This is a genomic window from Halodesulfovibrio oceani subsp. galateae, from assembly GCF_055397225.1.
In genome coordinates this window covers 759,404-780,452 of sequence record NZ_AP042453.1, presented here as the reverse complement: position 1 = coordinate 780,452, position 21,049 = coordinate 759,404, and the positions used below count along the sequence as shown (strand labels likewise).

Below are 21,049 nucleotides of genomic sequence, written 5' to 3'. Positions count from 1 at the left end.
ACATTTCAGCTTGTTATTGTTAAAAAGTGGTACCAAAGTGGTACCGCAAAATGATACTTGCTTTTGCGAGGCGAATATGAGCAAAGAAAAAAGAAAATGGATTACATCAAGCAAACATACTGGTGTTCGTTGGTATCAACATGAAAGCCGCAAGCATGGAGTAAAGTTCGATCGATGCTTTGGGCTTCGCTATGCTGCTGCCGGCAAACGCTTTCAGCCAACCCTCGGATGGGCTAGCGACGGCTGGTCAGAAAGCAAAGCAGCCATCGAACTTGCCAAGCTTAAAGAGGCCTATAAGCTCGGAGAAGGAGAATACTCTCTCTCCGAAAAACGCAAAAAAGCTGCTGAAAAAAAACGACAAGCTGAAAAACTATTAGCTAGACAGCAAGTTGGGAAAATTACTTTCTCAGATTTTTGGGAAAAACATTACTGGCCAGCTCAACAGCACAAAGCAAACGGCTCATTGAATACTGAAGATGGCCTTTATAGAAACTGGCTACAACCTGCCGTTGGCTCTCTTGCTCTAAGCTCTGTCACTCCCGGCACGCTAACGCTGATTAAAAACGACATGCTAGCGCAGAAGAGATCTCCCTCCACTATCAAATACGCGATGACCCTATTCTCTCAGGTTTGGAATACAGCCAAAAAAGAAGGGATAGTTACGGGTGACAGTCCTAGTAGAGGCGTTTCAATTCCAAAAGCTGACAACGCCCGTATTCGATTTCTCACTCCTGAAGAAAGCAAACTACTTCTGAACACTCTTAAACCAAAGTCAACACAAGTACACGATATGGCAACACTTGCCCTACAGTGTGGCCTACGCTTTGGAGAAATTGCAAAGCTCACATGGTCACATGTTGACCTCGATCATAAAACCCTGACTATTGTTGACTCCAAAAACAAATCAAAAAATAGAACAGCTTTTATGACAACAAAAGTTTACGAGATGCTTCATAGCCGAAAAGAGGAAGAGTCGAACACAGTAGACTTAATCTTTCCAAGCAGAGTTGGAACAATCCAACCCGCTGTATCCAAAACATTCGCCCGCACAGCTGATGTCCTGTTCAATCAAGAAGTTCAAGACTCACGCCAGAAAGTCTGTTTCCATACACTTCGGCACACTTTCGCCAGCTGGCTTGTTCAACGCGGAATCGACCTTTACAAAGTCAAAGAACTCATGGGGCATGAGGATATAAAAATGACACAAAGATACAGCCACCTAGCACCAGACGGGCTCCGTAAGGCTGTAGAAGTGCTTGAAGAGTAACGGCCTTCAGGAAATGAATTAAAAAAATATTATCTCTCTATAATTGAACGATACTTTTATATAGTTGGCAATTTCTTGCTCACGTTGGCAAGAAATTGCCAACGTTTACTTTTATAAGTGATCACACTATGTAATGACAAATCCCTTAATTTTACTACGTTATTCACTGATAAGGATTTGTGATGGGAAATCATACACTAGTTAGGACTGACCACTTAGATCAATCTATGGCAACAAAGATTGAAGGTAATATAAATGCAGTTTCCACAACGCAATTGCAGAAAGTCGCCCCAACAGGACGAAGCCTTTCATCGATAAGAAACGAGCTAGAACGTGGCGAATCCACACTTATTTCAGAATCACCCCACACGTCATTGTTTGTTGAAACTGAAGACGGCTTGGAACTAAACACTGACCACGCAATTACATTGGCACATGATGCTGTACAGACATTGGTTAGCCGCCTTATTCCCGCGCCCGTTGCAAACTGGTTCAGCCAAACCTTCTCTGAAGAAACAACTGACAGCCTCCCCCCTGCGGTTGAACCCGAGATGTTGCCACCAGAGAACACACCACATGACCCCGCTCCCCAATCGACATACCGATATAATCTAGAAGTTGCCTGCCCTCCAGATATGCATCAAAGATATCTTCCCGGGATAGTAAGCCTTGCGAAAGTTTCAGGAAAAGAAGATGCGGTAACTCTCTCTCGAAATACCGAAAAACTAGAGCACTATTGGCTCAAAGCAATGACCATTACAAATGACTCAAGAAATCTATACTATAAGCCTCAAGGCTCAACGTGCAGTCATTTGTTCTCTTTTGAGGTAGCACTTGTTGATGCAAATACGGAAAGAGCTGATGAGGCATTAGTGCCCATCACCCCCGCTGTTCAGGTTGGCAAACGACTCGGTTTTCCAACAAAGGGATATTTTTACCATTTTTACAACGGAAAACTGATTCAAGAATTTAAGATAAAAGAAGGAACATGTTCATTTTCTATCACAAGCTCTTATGCAACCACGTTAACTGACGATATAAAATTTAATAAGCTTCAAAGCCATATACTACTATATTGGCGACTCCATGGTGAAAAAGTCACTAATCAACATGTCTTGTACTGGGAAGAAAAGTTAACTCCAGAAGAACTGCAACATGTAACTAACGTATGGCTTGATGAAAATGGGCTCCGCATTGAACTTGCTGCCATATTTGCTGCAAAATCAGAAAGCATCGTATCAGGCGAAATTTCCACTTTACCACGACAGATACCACAAAAGTATCAACGACCAGAAAACGCTACCTACAGTTGCCCTTCAACTTTGAGCCTTGGGACAGGCATGAAACCTGTTACCGAATCAAGCATTGACCCTCAATTACCATTAATTAACGTTAAAGAGATTCCATGCTGTCCTGATTGTGGAAAAATTGGGGAATGTAAGGTCAATATCGATTATGGATTTATTAAGGAGAGAGAAGGGACAAGGCTGCAAGGATACGTACCTGATCCAGAGAATAGTGAAAGCGGAGTAACAATTTCTTCAGGCTTTGATCTTGGGTGTAGGAATATTTTAGATTTAAAACGACTTGAATTAGATGAGGCTTTAATAGAAAAATTGACACCATATTTAGGAAAAAAACGGTATGATGCATTAACTTTCCTGAACAATTGCCCGCTAGAAATTTCACCGTCTCAATCCACGGAAATATATCGAAAGGTTAAAAAAGAGTCTACTCGACGCTTGATCCAGCGGTATAATCAAGATTCATTGGTGAAATTCAAATGTCTCCCCAAAGAGGCACAAACCGTAATTGCTTCAGTTTATTATCAGTTTGGAAATAAGATTTGGAACTATAATTTTGGAGAACATATTTTACACCAAGATTGGCAAGCAACTTATGATGAACTGATGAATTTTGGGTGTGAGTATCCATCAAGAAGGAAGAAAGAAGCTTTGGTAATAAAGAGGGTTTTATGAAAAAAATTATAGCAGTTACAGTTGTGCTAGCAAGTATGCTTTTAGCAAATAATGGTCACTCGGAGCCAACCCCAAAGCAAATATATCAATCTTTTAATATGCGAACAGTGAGAAGTTCATTTGGTCAAGGATTGAAAGCCTTCTGCGGTACTTATCCCAAGGATTTTTTTAATCTTTCAACTGCAAAATTTGAGAAAAACAAATTAATATTAGATGCAAAAGAAGATTATTGGCTCATTGAAATAATTAATGATCATGAATTTATAATGATAAACAAAATAAAAAGTGGAACATACAACAGTAAGTCTAAGCATAAATACATAGTTGACAAAGTAACAGGGGAGATACGGTGTAATAATTTCTATATTCCTGAATCAACCCCGTGCAAGCCTTATCCTGAAGATTGGAAAACTGGAAAACATAACGAGTAAGTACATACCATCAAACTGCACTCCCTCTCTATGTCAGGGTGTTGGCACTGTTGGAAAATTAAAAAAGTTCTCATCGTCTTGATGAGAACTTTTTTTATTTGCATATCTTGATGGAGGAAATCGCTCAGGTAGACAGATGGATTCCTGACAAATCAAAATTTAATTCAACACAGCTAGCTAAAAACAAGTGATAAAGTAGACCCAAGTAGGTTCTATCCTACAACTTACCTATCGACATAGCACATGTAGTATGTCTAACAGATTCCAGCTAGACGTAGAATTTCCACGCCGTCTTTTCCCATAGCTCTACAAATATGAAAAAACTCGACGATATCGAGTCGACGCTCTCTGCTCTCGATCTTTGAAAGAAAAGACTGAGGCTTGCCTAATTTACTGGCTAGTTGAGCTTGAGTTATTCCAGCATGTTTACGTTCTGTCACAAGCGCACCAATTACAGCCTTATATTCCTCAGAATATATTGATTTCACCACATTATCCTCCACATAGATAGAGGCAAGGGTATGTTGTGCTTACAAATATCCCAAATTGGGATATTTCTTACTCACAGCAAATCGAAGAGGTGCTCGCTCAAGTTTCGGCAAGCAATGTCCTCAACGTATATCAATACTCACAACTCACCGAGAATGATATCACACAAGATGGCTAGAAGTTATACTCACTGAAGTGCTCAGAAAATTTTATTATTAATTGCCAAAGTAATTGCACCTCAACTCTCTACGCCGCATTCTCCCTACTCCTAGCTGTAGACCCTACACAGCTGGACACATTAAAGACCCTGCCTAAAAAGCAGGGTCTTTTGAATGTTCGGTTCTGTAATTTTTTGAATCGCGAGAGCGGGTCGTCCCCAGAGGCCGCAATGCATCAGGGGAGAGTGTTAAAAACGTTCCAGTTCGAACGGTGCAAGACTGGTATTTTTTTTACCGGTTAAAAGCATAGTAGATACATCCTGACCAATCATCGGGGAAAGGGCAAAACCGTGTTTTGAAAAACCGCACACATGTGTTAGCCCCTCATGCACAGAGGAACGATCGATAATAGGTTTTAAATCTGGGGTTTCGCCATCTAACCCAGTCCATGAACGGACTATTGTTAAATCATCTGCTATTTCAAACAAGTCATGGGCAACTTGAACACATGCTTGTAATGTCCTGAAATTCATGTGTGTTTCAAATGTTTCTTTATTAATATCAGCTAAATAACCACCACATATAAGCAAAGTGCCGTTGCGAGCCTGATTGAACCACAATCGACGCCCTTGTACAGCGACAAAATGACGAAGCAAGCGAGGCATACGTGCAGTAACCATAACGCTGGCTCCCACAGGATCAATTGGGAGGCTATCCCCTAACATAGCAGCAACTCTGCCAGCCCATGCTCCTGCGCAGTTAACAACTTGTTCAGCATAAAGTGTTCCATGCGTGCTCGTATCAACACTAAATCCGTTAGCGCCGCTTGAAATATTGAAAACTTCACAGCCGGTATGAACAATTGCACCTGCTTTTTGGATTGCGTTATAAAACGCACGGCACGTCTCTGCTGGGGATGCATGGCCGTCTTTTTCGGACACAATGCCGCCAACACAATGATCTTTAACAATAGGGGCTAGTTCCTTGAGTCGCTTTTTGTCTATGATCAGTTCATTCGTGTAGCCAAGGGATTGTGTCTCAGCAACGCGAGATTCCAGTTGACGCATGGCATCATCACTTTCAGCAGCAACAAGATAGCCTGTCCTATAAAAACCACAATCGGAATCAACTATTTTATCCATCTGGTGCCACATATCCAGAGAGCCATGGATGAGTGGTAAATAATCAATATCGCGTTTCAAGCTGCGAATACCACCAGCATTCACACCAGAGGCATGCTTCCCAATAGTATCTTTTTCCAGCAGTACTACGCGTTTTCCTTTACGAGCAAGATGCAACGCAATGCTCATGCCCATCATTCCGCTGCCGATCAAAATAAAATCTGCATGTGACATTATGCGTCCTCCTCATTTTTGGGTACTGGTAGCAATGTCATCTTGGCAAGTTCACCTAACGGTAAATTTCGTACAGGAGGACGCACTTTCGGGGCAGTGACACTTTCCACAGGCATACCAGTCTTGGCTGCAACAATTTCATTAAGTGCAATAGTACACATTCGTCCCTGACAAGGTCCCATACCGCTGCGTGTAATGGCCTTAACCATTTCCGACGTTACATCACCCATAGAGGGTATTGCTTTTCGTATTGTTCCTGCTGTTACTTCTTCGCATCGACACACAATAGTGTCATCAGGCATGTCGTATAAAGATGGGCGTGGGCGATAGAGAACATCCACAAAATGGCGAGGGCTGCACTCTAAACGCAACGCAGCCTGAAGTGGATCGACAATCTGCTGCGCATGTTGAGAGGTCACTATTCCAAGGTCTTCCATTAATGCCACAGCCGCAACCCTGCCTTTGATTTCAGCAGCAACACCACCATGTACGAAGGCACCATCACCGATCATGAATATTACTGGATTACTGGTACGCCCGAATGAATCAACTTCGGGATACCAGTATCGTTGTGTCTCATCCCACTTGTGATTAAGATTAAGCTGACGGCTGAATTCGGTACGGGAAATAATGCCCTCATGTACCAGCACCGTTTGAGCAGGAATAGTCATTGGTTTGCCATTTTTAACAGCAGTAATTGACTCGACTTTTTTATCCCCATGCACAGCATAGGATGTAATGCCTGTATTTTTTTTCTGCACAGCTCTTGCGGTACTAAAGAGCATCCCCACCCCCTTCAACAAATAGAACGGGCGACGAAGAGCAGAGGGCAGGCTGGATAGCGCCCCTACTATGGCGTTTGCAGGAGTTGTATCTAGCAGATGTTCAACTTCAATTCCTGCGTGAACTAAATGCTGCGCAACTAGTAATAATAAAGGGCCGCTTCCTACTAAACATACTGGACCAGAGGGAGCTACACCGGATGATTTAAGTAGTGCATCTGCTCCACCCGCTGTTATCACACCTGGCAATGTCCAGCCGGAGAATGGAACTGGACGTTCCATAGCACCTGTGGCGATAACAATGCGCCTTCCTTCTACTTCGTGTGAAACTCCGTTATTAGAAAAACAGACTCTCCCTTCTGGATGGATATGCCATGCGATTGATTCTGGTAAGTACGTGACATCGCTTTTTCTGAAATCCTGAACAAGCTTCAGCCCCTTAGCGTAGTCTTTACCGAATATCTTCATAGCCGCCTGCGGCTGTTGCTCAACCTGCCTATATAGCTGACCACCTGGGACAGGCTGTTCATCTAAAACAAGTACATTCAGCCCGCCTTCTGCTGCGGAAGCAGCGCACGCCATTCCTGATGGCCCTGCCCCAATGATGATTACGTCATAGCTTATTTGCATCTATTGCCCCTCCTGTACGTGCTGCTTACGAATCTTCATCCCTGCACGCACGACTATGGCACAAGCCTGCTGGTTTGGCCGTCCGTCAATTTCAACCAAACACTCATGGCAGACCCCCATAAAACAGTAGCCGGATCTTTCTTCGCCGGAAACAAACGAAGTTCGGCAATCGTTTTGCTTTGCATAACCCAAAATGGCAGCAGCAACGGTTGTTCCTTCCGGAACATCCAGAAAAACTCCTTCAAATTCAATTGATACGACGGGGGTACTTCTTGGAAATATTGTAGAAAACATTAGCACTCACTCTGTAAGACGTCAGATTGTCCAGTCTCACGCTCCAATGATTGTTTCAAAACGCATCGGAGTGAAAACATTACCGCTAAGGCACAGGCAGAGCTTGTGCTTTAACGGCATTGAGCAAGGAGCATACCAAGAGTGAGGGGGAAGACTTGAGGCAGGCTATCGTTAGAAATAAACGATGCCCTATGAATAGACATCGGAAGAGCAAGAGCTCGTCGTAGACACTTTTGTTTTTTATAGACAAAAATGTCTACCATATGTGTTTGATTGGCTCATTAGAAATTAAGTTCTGTACGAGATATCCCTAAACGACTGCACTTAACATAGAGACCGCTACGAGATATGCCCAATAATTTCGCTGCAAGCGTCATATTGCCACAGCATCTGTTAAGGGCTTCACGGATGCCCTCTTCTGTATTGCCATCCAGCCGTCCTTGTAGAGTATGCATCGGCTTAATAGCTGCGGCTACGGCAGAGGATTCTTCTGTTTTTTGCTGAGTTCTTTTATTTACTGCTTCAAGTAGATATTCCGGCAAACTAGCAATGTCGGCTGTAAAATTGCTACAGTTCAAGCTCATATAAGCAATAACATTGCGAAGTTGTCTAATGTTTCCAGGCCAATGGAACTGTGTGAGTATGTGCATAGCCCCATCTGTCACCCGTAAATGAAATCCAAGCATTTGTGCGGAAAGGTCATGGATAAGCAATGGGATGTCTTCCGTACGCTGTGAAAGAGAAGGGAGAGCAAGAGACAAGGTTGATATACGATAGTATAGGTCACTTCTGAAAAGACCTTTTTCCACCATATCCTCAAGGTCCTGGTTCGTCGCTACAACAAGCCGGAAATCTAATTTATGGCTTGTTACCCCTCCGACGGGACGAACGCATTTTTCTTCAAGCACACGCAGAAATTTTTTTTGGGAAAGCAAAGGTGCTTCAGCTATTTCATCAAGAAAAAGAGTACCCTTGTTTGCCAATTCAAAAAGGCCAACTTTACCTTTAGAACGGGCGCCTGTGAATGCACCAGCAGTATAGCCGAACATTTCTGCTTCAAATAAATCGACCGGAATGGATGAGCAGTTGATGGAAATAAACGGGCCTTGTGCTCTTGTACTGCAGGAGTGTAACGCTTGAGCAAAAAGCTCTTTGCCGACACCAGTTGCTCCTTGAATCATGACAGAATAATCTGTGCGGGCAAAAGTGCGTATCCTGTCCCGTGCAATTCTAATTTGTTCGCTTTCACCAATAATATTGTCTAGCGATGTATCGGTTGCGTATTGAGTAGAAAGCTGGTTTTTGTACTGTTCAAGCTCTAACTGAAGTTCTTTTACACGCTTATCCAACAAATCTACATTGCTGTCTTCCATAAAGGCTGTTTCCGTAAGAAGTCCCAAAAGTTTTTCACCTTCGTAAACGAATGTACGACGAATCTGGATAACAGACGGACCATCACTGGTTACGGTCTGCATATATGTTGTTGATGGCTCGTTATGCTCGAAGACTTCCATGACGGGAGAATTTGGAAAAACTTCCAGCACAAATTTGCCTGTGGCTTCTTCTACAGTTGTGCCTGCATGCGCTGCGTACATCTCATTAATATATTGAATGACTCCTTCTGTATCACAGAAGAAAATTCCATTTGTACAACTGTTAATAAGTTTTTCGTATGAAGGTACAACCATTATGCAGCTCTCCCGATTACAAGTAATGAAGACCCATTAAAGAAAGTATGACTGTTACTCTTACAAGACGCAAGAAATCCATACCACCTGCAGCGCGTAGGACAAAATTACCTGTTACTGTATATGTTGAGATTCGTGGTGTGCTATTAGAATAAGATAGACTAAAAGCACACCACATAGCTTCTGCGGGCTATTCACCTTCCAGATGTGCAGCAGCAACTAATATCTTCTTAGCATAATTTTTTACATGCCATGTAACTCGAAGCCCCTTAGGCACTACAAAAGATGACCCAGCATCGAACGTATGGATAATTCCAGATTCTTCTTCGGTTACATCCACACTTCCTTCAACAATGTAGCAAAATTCCAGCTGCGGATGATTGTGTTCCCAACTTCCAGCCGTGCAGTCCCATGTGCCTACTCGAAAATTACCTGAACTGTGGTCAAAGTAATTCCAGGTATTGTTGAAGGGATTTCCAGAATTAGGGTTAATTTTTGCTGCAGCAATATGCTTGACTACAGGAGAAGAACCAAGAGTAATAATTTTTGACTCAGACACTGTAATAGCTCCAGTATAGCAATATGTTCATCGATACATAACGACACTTCACGTCAATTGGCTACCAGCTGACTGTCAGCCAAAAGCAAAAGATGAACCAAGTTGAGCAAAAAAATATTTTACCAACTTAACATACTGTTCTTAAAGAAATAAAAAAGTTCAAGAATATTGAGAACTCCCTCTCTCTTTACACAGAAAGCGCTGACTAGACACTTTTGTCTATAGCCCAAATACTGTATTCTTCTTCAGCAGAGCCATCGTAAGCTTCCCCCAAAAGACACAAGTCAAAAATAAGAGGCATCATGTTACTGACAAACTTAAAAGTTACCCTAATGCGTTATTATGAGATAAAAAACGCCCAATAGAACGGCCAACCCGAAAATCCATATCTGTTCCGATAATATTTAACTAGCCCGCCTGTTGTTTAAAGACATCAATAAAGTTGTTTACCAACGGGCATTCATGCGCGCGGCTCCATGCCATGCTAATACGTAAATTCAGAAAAGGTTCTCGTATCCGTTTGTACGTCAATCCACGTCTGCCCATTCTGCATGAGGTAGACGGAAGCAATGTGTATCCGAAACCGCCTGCAACAAACATTTCTGCTGTTTGATCCATCACGACCTCAAAGCCGAATTTCGGCATAAGACCATATTGGGCAAAGCCGTTCAAAACCCAGTTGTAAATGCCTGGGTTATTGCGATGGGGGAAGAAAATAAGTGGTTCTTTCGCAAGTTCGTATACGGAAACTGTTTCCTGTTCTGCCATAGGATGATCATTTGCCAATGCAACGATATACGGTTCGCTAATAACATTGATGTGAGACAGTTCGTGTGTTTTCGCTAGGTGGGTACGGACAAAGCCGATGTGCAAGCTCCCTTCTTCTATTGCAGCCACCTGCTCTACAGATACCTTTTCCTCCAGCTCTATAGTTACATTGGAGTACTGCTCTTTAAAGCGCCCCATGGTGGTGACAAAGCGTTCAGTGATGGACGAGTCCACAAAGCCGATGCGCAGTGTGCCTGCCTCGCCATCCCCCATGGCTTTCAGGGTGTGTTGTGCGGCTGTCAGGCGCGTGATGATGGCCTTTGCCTCCTGCAGAAAAAACGCTCCTTCCACCGTTAATTCCACCTTCCTGTTGTTCCGTTTGAAAAGCATAACCTCTAACTCGTTTTCAAGAGCTTTGATTTGTCTGCTTAGCGGTGGCTGTTGTATATGGAGCAGCTCTGCCGCTTTTCCGAAATGCAGTTCCTCTGCCAATACTATGAAGCTTTTCAGTTGTTGTATGCGCATAATAATACCTAAATCGCATCGTTCTGGATGTAAATGGTATTGGATTGGTCTCATTTTCAGTTGTATTATCCTTACAGATAGACAAGGTGTGAATGAGAGCAAAACGAAAAAACAGAGGAGAGACACATGGTAAGAGCACTTGCGATAACCTTTTTAATTCTTTGTGGCACCGTGGCGCATGCGGAAAACGACGTTGCGAAACGTCTTCTTTTGGCGAGAGACCACAAGGGAGTTTTGTATGTAGGATATGCAGAAGAAGGACGAGTAGCTGCCCAATATGAGGATGGTTCGCAAACAGATCTAGCGACGGGGCTAGGGAAACTTGCAGGTATAGCCGTGGACGATGCACGAAATGTATGCGTGAGTTCCGTTTCACATGGTGTGGTGTATTGCATAGACAGACAGGGGGGGGTGACCGAAGCAGTGCGGAATGTTGTGGGAGCTGGGGATATTGCGCTGACCCGTGACGGGGATGTTGTGCTGGTAACGAAGGACGGGGTGCGGACGTTTGCCAAGGCTAGGCAATAACAGGGCTAACATGAACTGCGAACGAAGTGAATCTAATCCCCCCTGCGTTCAACAAGGCTCCTTTGCAACAGTAGATTCAACTTACAAAATTGCAATGTTACTTTTGAAAATAGGGTTTCTTCATTACGTATATAGCGGACATAACGGAATGATCAGAAGCCCCCCTAACACAATCAAAAAAGGACCATACAGGTAAACTGCATGGCCCTGCAAAGAGCTTTTAAGTATCAACGCCAAGTGACGGACGCCAACCAATTAGCTCTAGAGAAAACATAAATAGAATATATTGTTTTGCAATAATTGTTGTACAGTTAATACATCAAACAATGCAGCAAGTTCTGTTTCGACACGTGATTACACAACTTCCTGAGCATAATCAGGTACGGATTCTGCTATTGGCACTTCTTTGCGTTTAAGAATGGCACCGCAAATCAATACACCTGCTATACACAACCCAATCGCTCCATAAAAAATGTACGTATAGCCTGTATTTCCGTAGGTATCGAGTAGATAACCGAAAACAGGTGGGAACAACGCGTCCGGCGTATAACCAATCAAACTAATTACTGCTACTGCCAGCCCAGTTTTTTCCGGTGGAATTTGTGTTTCCTCAATGCAAGAAAGCATTAAGTTGTAGATAACAAGACCAACAGCCCCGAACAGCAAGGTAAGGGCAACAATCAACGTATTCGAAGTTTCCGGTGGAAGCATGAGCACAACAACAGTTGTTATGGCTACAAAACCAAACGCACCAATGAGAACTTTAGCAGTAGAACCAATTTTGTCTGCGATCACGCCGCTAAGCGGTCCGGTAAAGATGCGTAGTCCATAGGTGCGGATTGTACCAAGCACACCACCCATAGCAATGGAAGCACCCAGCACATTGGTAGTATAAGGGGTTAAATACCCGATACAAAGGTAAATACCATACCCACAGAAAATTAACACAATCATGAGCTGGACAGCACGCAGCTTAAGAGCTTCCTTAATACCGGATAAACTGATTGCTGCCTGCTCTTCATTGGAGCTGGTGGCTTCCGGATGTTTTTTAACAACAAAATGTACACCAGCAGCGGCAACAAGACAGAATGCAGCCTGAACATACATTAAGTTGTTAAACGCAAGCCCAAGGCTTTCTGGATGAAAAGCCACAAGCTTAGCACCGGTTAAACCGATCAGTGTAGAAAAAACTCCCGTTGCGGCATAAAAGCAACCAAACATTTTACCTTGCTCTTTTGCTGAACCAGACTCACGCACAGCTTTTACCATAGGCACCCAGAACAAAGGCATAATCACGCCTGACACAGCCCAGGCAATGAGCCCGCCTGTATTGTTTGGACTCAATATAACAATAATATGAGCAAGCGCCTGAAGGATCAGAGCAAATGTCATCAATAGCTTTGCCGGTACACGGTCTGTTATTGCTCCGGTTGGAATATAGCAGCACATTGCAACCACTGTGTATACGGTAAGGAACATACCTAACTGCTGGTTGCTTACATCCATTACTCCCGTAATCAAATCGTACAATTTAAAATGGATATACGGCAAAGCCATACACGAGGAAAAACCTAGTCCCAAAATTGCCAACTGTGCATACTGACGAAATTTAGTCATACCTACTCCCTTTTTAGCGAGAAAAAACTTGCTTGCCACCTAACACTGTGGTGCGCACTTCAACTGTTTCAACTGAAAGTGGATCTATAGAAAATACATCTTTTGATAAGGCGATAAAATCAGCCAGCTTGCCAACTTCAAGCGTGCCTTTTATGTGTTCTTCAAAAGATGAATAAGCAGCATGTGATGTAAGTGCTGCAACAGCGTCATACATTGGCACAGCCTGTTCCTCGCCAAGGACAGCACCGGACTGAGTACGACGAGTTACAGCACAGGAAAGAAGACGGAACGGATCCAGCGGGGTTACGACGTAATCCGTATGAATTGTGAATGGAATATTGCGTTTTTTGGCACTGTTAAGGGGACTGATACGCCTTGCACGTTCTTCCCCGAGGAATGTACTGCTGTGTACATCTCCCCAATAGTAGACATGATTCACAAAGAAACTTGGGATAATGTTCAGCGCAGCTACTCGATCAAGTTGATCTTCGCGAATGGTTTGGGCATGAATAAGTATGTGGCGCCCCTCAAAATCAGGATAGCTAATCTGGGCATATTCAATAGCATTAATAGCAAGCTCGATAGCGGCATCACCATTGCAATGCAATGCGACCTGACAATGGTTCTTATGTGCATGCAGGACCCCTTGATTCAATTCATCCTGCGTAAAATGGGGAATGCCGTCGCAAATCCCTGACACATGGTACGGCTCGCTTAAAGCTGCCGTATACCCTTGGATAGAACCGTCCACGAGAAATTTTACTGATCCGAGACGCAAACCGTTATCTCCAAAACCAGTTGAACAGCCGCCTGCAATTATCCCACGAAACTGTTCATCCATCATCGTGAGATAAAAACGCATATTCAGCTTTTTTGCCGATTTCAGCTCGGACAGCGCATCGATTATATTCTTCTGATTTCCAAGCCAGCCGATTGAACCATCTTGAACAGAGGTAATACCGAGGGAATTGGCATATGCAATCCCTCTCTGGTACGCATCCATATACTTTTGCTTACTGTGGGTCGGAGCCTTCTCCATCACAAGAGTATAGGCATGCCCGAGAAGCACCCCATTGGGTTTTCCGTCCTCTCCTAATATTATTTCACCATTCCCCCCATGAGGAATTTCCGTTGCCGAGGTTACCCCGGCGAGTTCAAGCGCCTTTGTATTCGCGTACAAGATATGTCCGGACACATGAAATAACGCTACTGGAGAACTCGCGCAGACAGCATCTATGTCATGCCGTGTCAAATGCCGCATTTCAGCAATGGTACTGTCATTGTAGCCAGTACCAAGAACCCAGGCACCCTCTTCGATAGTCTCTTGATTTTCTTTAATTAACTTTAGTACCTCTTCAATTGTTTTAGCTTCGTGACAAGCAACCTCTATATATTCATTAATGAATCCGTCAGTAATATGGTTATGCGGTTCAATGAATCCTGGAAGAACCGTATTACCCTGCAAATCAACATACAAAGTATTCAGATCTGCATATTCCTTAACTTGTTCCAAAGAACCTATAGCAACAATGACTTCACCATTAGAGCATATTGCATCTGCAACATCGCCCTCTTTCTTCATTGTTACTATCTTTCCATTATACCATATTGTTTTTTGCATAGTCGCCACACCTTCAACAAATGAAGTGAAAATTAACAGGTATGGCATAGTACGTACGCAATGCAAAAAAACAATGAAGAGTTCCCCCTAATGTGCAAGGAGAAATTCCCTAGAGTGAGTCTTTGCACTTGCCTTTTTTCTCGGCATCCTTAACGTGAAAGAAAGGTGGGGTGTATGCAAACAGATATTATCAGGATTGTGTTGGTTGAAGACCATGTGCTATTTCGCTCTGGAATTACACAGATGCTTTCTATTGATCCTCAATTTTCTATTGTAGGAGAGGCAGGAAGCGGACTGGAGGGGCTAAAACTTATTGAAAAACTACAGCCTGATGTTGTGCTGCTGGACATCACGCTGCCTGAATTGAGTGGAATTGAGGTTGCAAGCCGTGTTCGGAAAAATTTTCCAGACATTCGCATTCTTATTGTGTCTATGCACAGCTCCGTGGGCTATCTGCGTTCCGCTCTTCAAGCTGGCGCAGATGGTTATGTGCTAAAGTCCTCCGATGTAGATGAGTTTCTAGTTGCATTAAAGGCCATTACAAAAGGAAAACAATATATTTGCTCAGAATGTGCTCCACATGTGGTCGAGTCCTTCACGCAGAGCGACTCTGAAGTAATCAACCCACTCGAAGCACTCACGCCTCGTGAGCGAGAAGTCCTTATCCTTATTGCAGAAGGGAACAGCAATAAAGAAGTTGCTACGAAGTTAGATCTCTCTGTCAAAACAGTAGATAATCACCGGAGCAATGCCATGCGCAAATTTGAACTTCGGAACCTGCGCGACATTATCTTCTTTGCACTCGAACATAACTTGATAGCAAAGGTGTAACCTGTTTTGTACAAATTCAAACAAGCATGCTGCATTTTCTTTACGGTACTCTGCCTCATTAGTATTCCGACCCCCAGTCTATATGCACGTCCACCTTCTATGATTACAATCGGGTTAGAGGACACTCCCACTTCCATCTTTCCATTCATTGTCACAGGAAGCTTATCCGGCCAAATTTCTGCACAACTATTTGCAAGTTTATGCAGACTCTCAAGCAAAGGAAAACTTGAACCTTATCTGGCTGAAGAATTCACTTATTCAAAAAATTACACCACTCTTACACTCACGCTCCGAAAAGATGCATTCTTCCATGACGGAACACCTATCACAGCCAAAGACGTCGTATTTTCACTACGTACAGCCAAAAAACTGCACTTATTCTCTGTGGTCTTTTCACCTATCAAATCCATTAGAAGCGTGAATGAGCATGTCGTCACAATAACCTTTACGTACCCGCAACCGCATTTTTTAAAAATATGCATCCCATCGTTACTTCCAATCATTCCCCAACATGTCTACCAGCAGACAACCGACTTTAAAAACATCACGATTGATTCTGTCATAGGCTCAGGCCCCTTTAAAGTAGCCTCTGTCACCCCATCCAAAATCGTTTTAAAAAAGTTTGAGAAGTTCTTTATAAAAGGACGGCCATATCTCGATGGGATCACATTTGCCATCTATAACAATGTTGGTGACAGCTACTACAGACATGTTGCTCAGGAATTAGATATTTCTGCGTTCCGTTGGGACTATGCTCCCAAACAACTTGTCAGCAAATACAGCTACTTAAAAATCAAAACTCAAGAGTACCAGCATATTAAACCCTACTTTGTTCTCCAATTTAATCTCAACAGGCCTCCCTTTGACAATATTCTTGTACGTAAAGCACTTACACTTGCTATTAACCGTAATTTCCTCGCACAAAACGGTTTAGGACAACATAGTGGCGCTGCATCAATCCCCATGAACTCACCTTTGCCTCCAAGCAGTCCCTATCACAGCACTCCATCCTATCCGTACGGTTACAATGTAGACTTAGCAAATAAGCTGCTCGATGCTGCTGGATACCCACGAAATGAAGTTGGGATGCGAATGAAAATTGAAGTAAGCATCCCTCCATATATTAACAAAACATTTATGTTGGTTGAATACTTACAGTATATTTTTGCTCACACTCTGGGTGTTGAAGTCGTCATAAATTCGTCAAAACAAACTCCTGAATGGGAAAAGCGTATCGGCTCCGGTAACTACCAAGTAACGATTGACGAACTCTTCGGCTGGCACGACCCATCAGTAGGTATCCATCGCCTGTATGCATCAACCAACAGACACCATAACCGGCCATGGACAAACACTATTGGCCTCACCGATCCAACCGTAGACGCCTTATTACAGCAGGCAGCCAGCGCGGTTTATACAGAGACACGTAAGGCTATCTACAAAAAACTACAAAAACATCTTGGAGAACAATACATAAGCGCCTGGATTGCAACGGCACCGTACACAACAATCTACAATACTCGTGTACATGGGCTAGACGACCTCTACCTTGGCACTATGTCACCAATGGACAATGTTCATGTAACAACATCAGCGCCTCAAAAAGTTCAGGAGAACCAATAGTGAATATTTCTCCTGACAAAAGAATACATTTAGCAACAAAGGCAAAACTTGCCCTTGGGGCAGCCACGCTTCTCATTTCCTGCACACTCTTGGTTGTTTATTTACACCTAACTTTCTTTTCCGATAAGCTTTCAGCCACCCGTAGTGAAACTATCCCAAGCCTCGTTCACAGTTCTACTTTGGCGCAACAAAGCATGTGGCTACGTGAGCAAATGGAACAAGCTATAGCAACGCCCAACCCTCTCATACAAGAACATATTGTCAGCACAATGCAATCATACGATGCGTACAAAAAGACACTTATGTCATTACGAGAAGTACACGCCACTCCTGATATGCTTATGACGTTAGAAACGGAGTTCAACACACTACGTAACCTAATTATTAAGGCTATTTTAAACCATATGGAGCTAGGCAAACAGCACGAACAGATGCGATACATCTACAACCGGCTTCACACGTTACTCCAAAAGTTGTCATATTATCCGGCACAGACAAAAGATGAACAACAACTTATCGCCCTCACAACTCGACTCATTTCCAGAATGTTAGCCCTTCATCGAGAGAAAAAAGAATGGGTGGTTTCCAATCTCATTTCACAATGTACCGCAGAAATAGCTCACAAGGAGTCTCTTTCAGCCTCTCTCGACAATGAACAGACTTCCCAAGCTAACCTAGAGAAAATTTTTGACGAATGTTCAAGCCTACTCACATCACCCGCAGGTCTCATCACAAGCAAAAGAAAAGAGCTTGTCCTTTCAACCAGTTTTACAGAAACATATACCCGTGCTTCTTTTATGGGGGCAACAATCGTTCAAAGCTGTACGCAACTTTTGAAATCTTCCGAAAACAAGCTGTTACAAGTACAGGAACATACAATACAGCGCTTCAGCACTGTTCAACACATTACATTTTCATTCTTCGCCATACTCCTGATTATGTTTATGGCTATGTACCTATTCTTGCAACGCAACGTTCTTAAACCAATCAAAAGGTTAACTCGTGCTATTACTGGTGGAATTGCAACCGTACAACAAGGCAAAGATTACACCACACCTCTTCCAATAAGCGGAGAGCCTGAAATTCAAGATATCGCACAGGCTACCAGCTTCTTTTTACAAGAAATCACTGCCCAGCGCGCCGCCTTGGCTCAATCCCATGCTCACTTAGAAGAGCAAGTGCGTGAACGCACCAAAAACATCACAACACTTTCTGGAAAATTAATTCAGGCTCAAGAAACAGAAAGAAAACGCATTGCAGCAGAACTGCATGATGATGTGGGTGCGACCATCAGCGTAATTAAAATTGGAATTGAACACGCAGCGCACATGATGAACGTTGTCCCATTGCCAATCGAAGACATTACGGCAGGACTACAGAAGCAAAAACAGCTTATCCAGCAAGTTGCTGCCCAACTTCGTGCCATTCAAACAGATTTGACCCCACCGTACCTTGAACTGGGATTACACGAAGCTCTTCAGGTCTTATGTGAAGACTACAATATGATGCATGGGCGAATTAAATTTTCGTATACATTTTCAGCTAAAAACGTCCCTGAGAAGCTACATTTAGCGATTTACCGCATCTTGCAAGAAGGGCTGACAAACATTCTTAAACACAGCGAATGTTCTAAAGCCCGTATTGCACTCTGCCGGGATGACGATTCACTACTCTTATCCATTGAAGACAATGGAATTGATTTCTCTAAGACACCATCTTCAGGAATGGGGTTACTTAACATTGAAGAACGGGCGATTGTTTCAGGTGGTACGTTGCGGTTTGAACAAACCCCAAAATGGAAAGGACTAATCGTCGAATGGAAGTTACATGACAATCAAGCTTAAAGATCTATTTGCAATCAAAACTATTTTCCCAATACCGCTTTGCTTCAACATCAAAAACAGCGTGTTATACAAACTACTTCCCCAACGACCAACCACGTTTCTTCTTCATCTTTAGCTTCTTCTGAAGCTGCTTTTCTGCAAACTGCTGGAGTCGGAGAGTAACTTTTCGGAGATTTGAGCAACAGCGCTCAAGCTTTCGTCCAAGTGGCTCTGAAGCTGCTTGGCCATGCGGAGTTCGTTTTCCAATTTGCCTACTCTGCGGGAAAGGTACTGCACCGTTTCCCGTTGTTCTACTTGTTCCTCGTGCATCTTTGATAGCGTCTGCAAAATTTGTTTTTTGAGTTCTGACATTGTCTATTTCTCCAATACTACTGCGGGGGAACCGTCGTTGGTCTGGGCTATAGATATCCCCGTCCCTTTGGGAAACTTGAGAAAACGAACGCCCCGTGCTGTGTGGGGTGTAATCTGCCACGCCCAAAGGTTGTTCACCTTCTCTTGCATCTTCCTGCCGGCTATTTCCAAGCTTCTGTTTGTCTCCAGTTGTTCCGCTACTTTTCCTTTCTCGTAATTGATCCAAAGGGATGTCATACCGATTGTGGCCGCGCAGCCCAAGAGAGTCACTAGAACCGTTATCCCTACTGGCAGAATCAAGGTACGACGCAAGTTCTGAAACATCTCGGCCTGCACCTCTTTGCTGCGCTTCACCCCGTCGGCCAAAACGTTTTGTATTAAATGTAGCTCGTGCTTTACGGATTTTTGCAACTCGCTGCTCAAGCTCTGCAATGCGTCTTGCATTATCTGCTGTGATTCGCTGGTCTGTTCTTCCATCCGAGCTTTCAGCTTGCTGGCCAAGTCCAAGGCTTTGTTCTGCTGCGTTCCATGACTCTGCATAGAGTGCTCCTTTCAATCGTATTCGTTGTGGCTTTTTCTGTGTGGTGTCTGACGGCACTTCAACCGTGATATAGTCCTTACCTTGACGCGGAACCGAGAAGCCAATGCCCTCGAGTGCTGCGACTATCCCTTGTCTGTCGGTAATGGCTCCAGCTTGCACTCCTTCTATAAGTGCTTCTGTAACAGCGGTTCGAACCTCCGCTGCCGTTCCGGAACGATAGCTTTCAAGAGTAACTCCGGGACTAACCAATCGCGCTCGTGTTGCCTCGTCCGGACGTGCCCAATTGTTCCGTCTGTTCCACAACTCGCATAGCGGGTTGTACTGCTTATCCCAGCCAGGTGGGCATGGATTCAAAGCCCTATCTGTTCTCAGTTCTGTACGCGGAATGACAAAATGCATTTCATGACGCCCTGCATGGCTATGCCGTACCCATAGAATTGAGTATTGATCTGGCTCCATCCCTGCGAAGGCATGACTTTCGAAACTATCCATGAGCTGCTGTTCTTGCTTTGGCGTAACCTTATCGTCAGGTGCCCATGACAACACGCCGGATGTGTACCGCCACTTTCTACTTGTGGTATCAATGAGCTGCTTTACTTGCTCGGGATCTCCACGCAAAACAGTTGGCGGGCTATGTTGCCGCTTCGAATCTTTGGCATCCAGCACATAATTTATGACACTGGCACCACGTCCGACTCCATGACGAAAAACCTTCATAAGCATTTTATCCGCTCCTCGATCTCGGCAAGCTGCATATTCACCTGCAAGGCATCACACGTATGCTTGTAGGTGTTTGCCCATCGAGCGATCTGGTTCAGATTATTTCCGATACGAGCAAGCTGAAGAATCTTTTCGCGCTCTGCTTTTGTCTTCCTCACTCTTGGCGTATTGAGTTGGCTTCGAAGGAAGTCTCCGACACTCATTCCGTCAATTTCAGCGAGCTGCAAAATCTTCTCTTTTTCTTCTGGAGTAACTCGAAAGGAAACGTGTTTATCTCGTAAAATTTTGTCATCCATTTTCTGATTTCCTTGGCATCGCGAAGTAGAATATGAAGCAATTCTTCACGCAGGGTTCGAAGGGAGCGCGCTCACTCGCCAGTTCCAATGTGTAACATTGGGTAAACTGGCTCTGACATAAATCGAACAACGCCCCTCTACCAGATGGCCTC

18 protein-coding genes are annotated in these 21,049 nt (G+C 43.7%); 7 read left to right on the top strand and 11 right to left on the bottom strand.

Annotation, left to right across the window (positions count from 1 at the left end):
• The first annotated feature begins 76 nt into the window (after positions 1-76).
• From ACZ5V1_RS03510 to ACZ5V1_RS03500, 3 genes are all read left to right on the top strand, one after another.
• A complete protein-coding gene (locus ACZ5V1_RS03510; protein ID WP_464390633.1) occupies positions 77-1,267 on the top strand; it encodes a tyrosine-type recombinase/integrase in 1,191 nt (396 codons plus the stop codon).
• 227 nt (positions 1,268-1,494) lie between these two features.
• Complete coding sequence (locus ACZ5V1_RS03505) at positions 1,495-3,246, top strand: pesticin C-terminus-like muramidase (RefSeq protein ID WP_464390632.1); 1,752 nt, start codon at positions 1,495-1,497, stop codon at positions 3,244-3,246.
• A complete protein-coding gene (locus ACZ5V1_RS03500; RefSeq protein ID WP_464390631.1) occupies positions 3,243-3,677 on the top strand; it encodes a hypothetical protein in 435 nt (144 codons plus the stop codon). Before ACZ5V1_RS03505 ends, ACZ5V1_RS03500 begins: the two co-directional genes overlap by 4 nt.
• Positions 3,678-3,931: 254 nt before the next feature.
• Here the strand turns inward: ACZ5V1_RS03500 and ACZ5V1_RS03495 are convergent, their stop codons facing one another.
• The 7 genes from ACZ5V1_RS03495 to ACZ5V1_RS03465 all read right to left on the bottom strand — a co-directional run bounded on the left by ACZ5V1_RS03495 (position 3,932) and on the right by ACZ5V1_RS03465 (position 10,925).
• On the bottom strand, positions 3,932-4,168 hold the full coding sequence (locus ACZ5V1_RS03495; protein ID WP_464390630.1) for a helix-turn-helix domain-containing protein: 237 nt from the start codon (positions 4,166-4,168) through the stop codon (positions 3,932-3,934).
• Between the two features lie 404 nt (positions 4,169-4,572).
• Positions 4,573-5,679 (bottom strand): NAD(P)/FAD-dependent oxidoreductase, encoded by a 1,107-nt coding sequence (locus ACZ5V1_RS03490; protein ID WP_464390629.1) that lies wholly within the window; start codon positions 5,677-5,679, stop codon positions 4,573-4,575.
• Entirely contained in the window at positions 5,679-7,091 is a 1,413-nt protein-coding gene (locus tag ACZ5V1_RS03485; protein ID WP_464390628.1) for an FAD-dependent oxidoreductase, read from the bottom strand. Before ACZ5V1_RS03485 ends, ACZ5V1_RS03490 begins: the two co-directional genes overlap by 1 nt.
• Positions 7,092-7,385, bottom strand: a complete 294-nt coding sequence (locus ACZ5V1_RS03480) for a (2Fe-2S)-binding protein (RefSeq protein ID WP_464390627.1) — start codon at positions 7,383-7,385, stop codon at positions 7,092-7,094. It lies immediately after the preceding gene.
• 281 nt (positions 7,386-7,666) lie between these two features.
• Positions 7,667-9,073: a sigma-54 interaction domain-containing protein gene (locus ACZ5V1_RS03475; RefSeq protein ID WP_464390626.1), complete on the bottom strand. Its 1,407-nt coding sequence runs from the start codon at positions 9,071-9,073 to the stop codon at positions 7,667-7,669.
• Positions 9,074-9,263: 190 nt separating this feature from the next.
• Positions 9,264-9,632 (bottom strand): cupin domain-containing protein, encoded by a 369-nt coding sequence (locus ACZ5V1_RS03470; protein WP_464390625.1) that lies wholly within the window; start codon positions 9,630-9,632, stop codon positions 9,264-9,266.
• A 408-nt stretch (positions 9,633-10,040) separates the two neighbouring features.
• A complete protein-coding gene (locus tag ACZ5V1_RS03465) occupies positions 10,041-10,925 on the bottom strand; it encodes a LysR family transcriptional regulator (protein WP_464390624.1) in 885 nt (294 codons plus the stop codon).
• 126 nt (positions 10,926-11,051) lie between these two features.
• Here ACZ5V1_RS03465 and ACZ5V1_RS03460 point away from each other — a divergent pair, with 126 nt between their 5' ends.
• On the top strand, positions 11,052-11,453 hold the full coding sequence (locus tag ACZ5V1_RS03460) for a hypothetical protein (RefSeq protein ID WP_464390623.1): 402 nt from the start codon (positions 11,052-11,054) through the stop codon (positions 11,451-11,453).
• A 354-nt stretch (positions 11,454-11,807) separates the two neighbouring features.
• Here the strand turns inward: ACZ5V1_RS03460 and ACZ5V1_RS03455 are convergent, their stop codons facing one another.
• Both ACZ5V1_RS03455 and ACZ5V1_RS03450 read right to left on the bottom strand, forming a co-directional pair.
• Entirely contained in the window at positions 11,808-13,070 is a 1,263-nt protein-coding gene (locus ACZ5V1_RS03455) for an MFS transporter (protein ID WP_464390622.1), read from the bottom strand.
• Positions 13,071-13,083: 13 nt separating this feature from the next.
• The gene (locus ACZ5V1_RS03450; protein ID WP_464390621.1) at positions 13,084-14,691 is read right to left on the bottom strand and encodes an amidohydrolase; all 1,608 of its coding nucleotides are present in this window, start codon (positions 14,689-14,691) and stop codon (positions 13,084-13,086) included.
• A gap of 174 nt (positions 14,692-14,865) precedes the next feature.
• On the opposite strand from ACZ5V1_RS03450, the gene ACZ5V1_RS03445 reads away from it, so the two are divergent.
• The 3 genes from ACZ5V1_RS03445 to ACZ5V1_RS03435 all read left to right on the top strand — a co-directional run bounded on the left by ACZ5V1_RS03445 (position 14,866) and on the right by ACZ5V1_RS03435 (position 18,989).
• Entirely contained in the window at positions 14,866-15,522 is a 657-nt protein-coding gene (locus tag ACZ5V1_RS03445) for a response regulator (RefSeq protein WP_464390620.1), read from the top strand.
• A gap of 99 nt (positions 15,523-15,621) precedes the next feature.
• The gene (locus ACZ5V1_RS03440) at positions 15,622-17,145 is read left to right on the top strand and encodes an ABC transporter substrate-binding protein (RefSeq protein WP_464390619.1); all 1,524 of its coding nucleotides are present in this window, start codon (positions 15,622-15,624) and stop codon (positions 17,143-17,145) included.
• Complete coding sequence (locus ACZ5V1_RS03435; RefSeq protein ID WP_464390618.1) at positions 17,145-18,989, top strand: ATP-binding protein; 1,845 nt, start codon at positions 17,145-17,147, stop codon at positions 18,987-18,989. The genes ACZ5V1_RS03440 and ACZ5V1_RS03435 overlap by 1 nt, the downstream gene beginning before the upstream one ends.
• 73 nt (positions 18,990-19,062) lie before the next feature.
• Here the strand turns inward: ACZ5V1_RS03435 and ACZ5V1_RS03430 are convergent, their stop codons facing one another.
• On the bottom strand, positions 19,063-20,604 hold the full coding sequence (locus tag ACZ5V1_RS03430; protein ID WP_464390617.1) for a relaxase/mobilization nuclease domain-containing protein: 1,542 nt from the start codon (positions 20,602-20,604) through the stop codon (positions 19,063-19,065).
• Complete coding sequence (locus ACZ5V1_RS03425) at positions 20,595-20,897, bottom strand: plasmid mobilization protein (RefSeq protein WP_464390616.1); 303 nt, start codon at positions 20,895-20,897, stop codon at positions 20,595-20,597. The genes ACZ5V1_RS03430 and ACZ5V1_RS03425 overlap by 10 nt, the downstream gene beginning before the upstream one ends.
• Positions 20,898-21,049 lie beyond the last annotated feature (152 nt).

Bases quoted from the DNA above. Each gene is read 5' to 3' on its own strand.
- ACZ5V1_RS03450 (WP_464390621.1), bottom strand. From the start codon at position 14,691: ATGCAAAAAACAATATGGTATAATGGAAAGATAGTAACAATGAAGAAA.
- ACZ5V1_RS03430 (WP_464390617.1), bottom strand. From the start codon at position 20,604: ATGCTTATGAAGGTTTTTCGTCATGGAGTCGGACGTGGTGCCAGTGTC.
- ACZ5V1_RS03480 (WP_464390627.1), bottom strand. From the start codon at position 7,385: ATGTTTTCTACAATATTTCCAAGAAGTACCCCCGTCGTATCAATTGAA.
- ACZ5V1_RS03460 (WP_464390623.1), top strand. From the start codon at position 11,052: ATGGTAAGAGCACTTGCGATAACCTTTTTAATTCTTTGTGGCACCGTG.
- ACZ5V1_RS03455 (WP_464390622.1), bottom strand. From the start codon at position 13,070: ATGACTAAATTTCGTCAGTATGCACAGTTGGCAATTTTGGGACTAGGT.
- ACZ5V1_RS03500 (WP_464390631.1), top strand. From the start codon at position 3,243: ATGAAAAAAATTATAGCAGTTACAGTTGTGCTAGCAAGTATGCTTTTA.
- ACZ5V1_RS03425 (WP_464390616.1), bottom strand. From the start codon at position 20,897: ATGGATGACAAAATTTTACGAGATAAACACGTTTCCTTTCGAGTTACT.
- ACZ5V1_RS03445 (WP_464390620.1), top strand. From the start codon at position 14,866: ATGCAAACAGATATTATCAGGATTGTGTTGGTTGAAGACCATGTGCTA.
- ACZ5V1_RS03475 (WP_464390626.1), bottom strand. From the start codon at position 9,073: ATGGTTGTACCTTCATACGAAAAACTTATTAACAGTTGTACAAATGGA.
- ACZ5V1_RS03510 (WP_464390633.1), top strand. From the start codon at position 77: ATGAGCAAAGAAAAAAGAAAATGGATTACATCAAGCAAACATACTGGT.
- ACZ5V1_RS03485 (WP_464390628.1), bottom strand. From the start codon at position 7,091: ATGCAAATAAGCTATGACGTAATCATCATTGGGGCAGGGCCATCAGGA.
- ACZ5V1_RS03465 (WP_464390624.1), bottom strand. From the start codon at position 10,925: ATGCGCATACAACAACTGAAAAGCTTCATAGTATTGGCAGAGGAACTG.
- ACZ5V1_RS03440 (WP_464390619.1), top strand. From the start codon at position 15,622: ATGATTACAATCGGGTTAGAGGACACTCCCACTTCCATCTTTCCATTC.
- ACZ5V1_RS03490 (WP_464390629.1), bottom strand. From the start codon at position 5,679: ATGTCACATGCAGATTTTATTTTGATCGGCAGCGGAATGATGGGCATG.
- ACZ5V1_RS03505 (WP_464390632.1), top strand. From the start codon at position 1,495: ATGGCAACAAAGATTGAAGGTAATATAAATGCAGTTTCCACAACGCAA.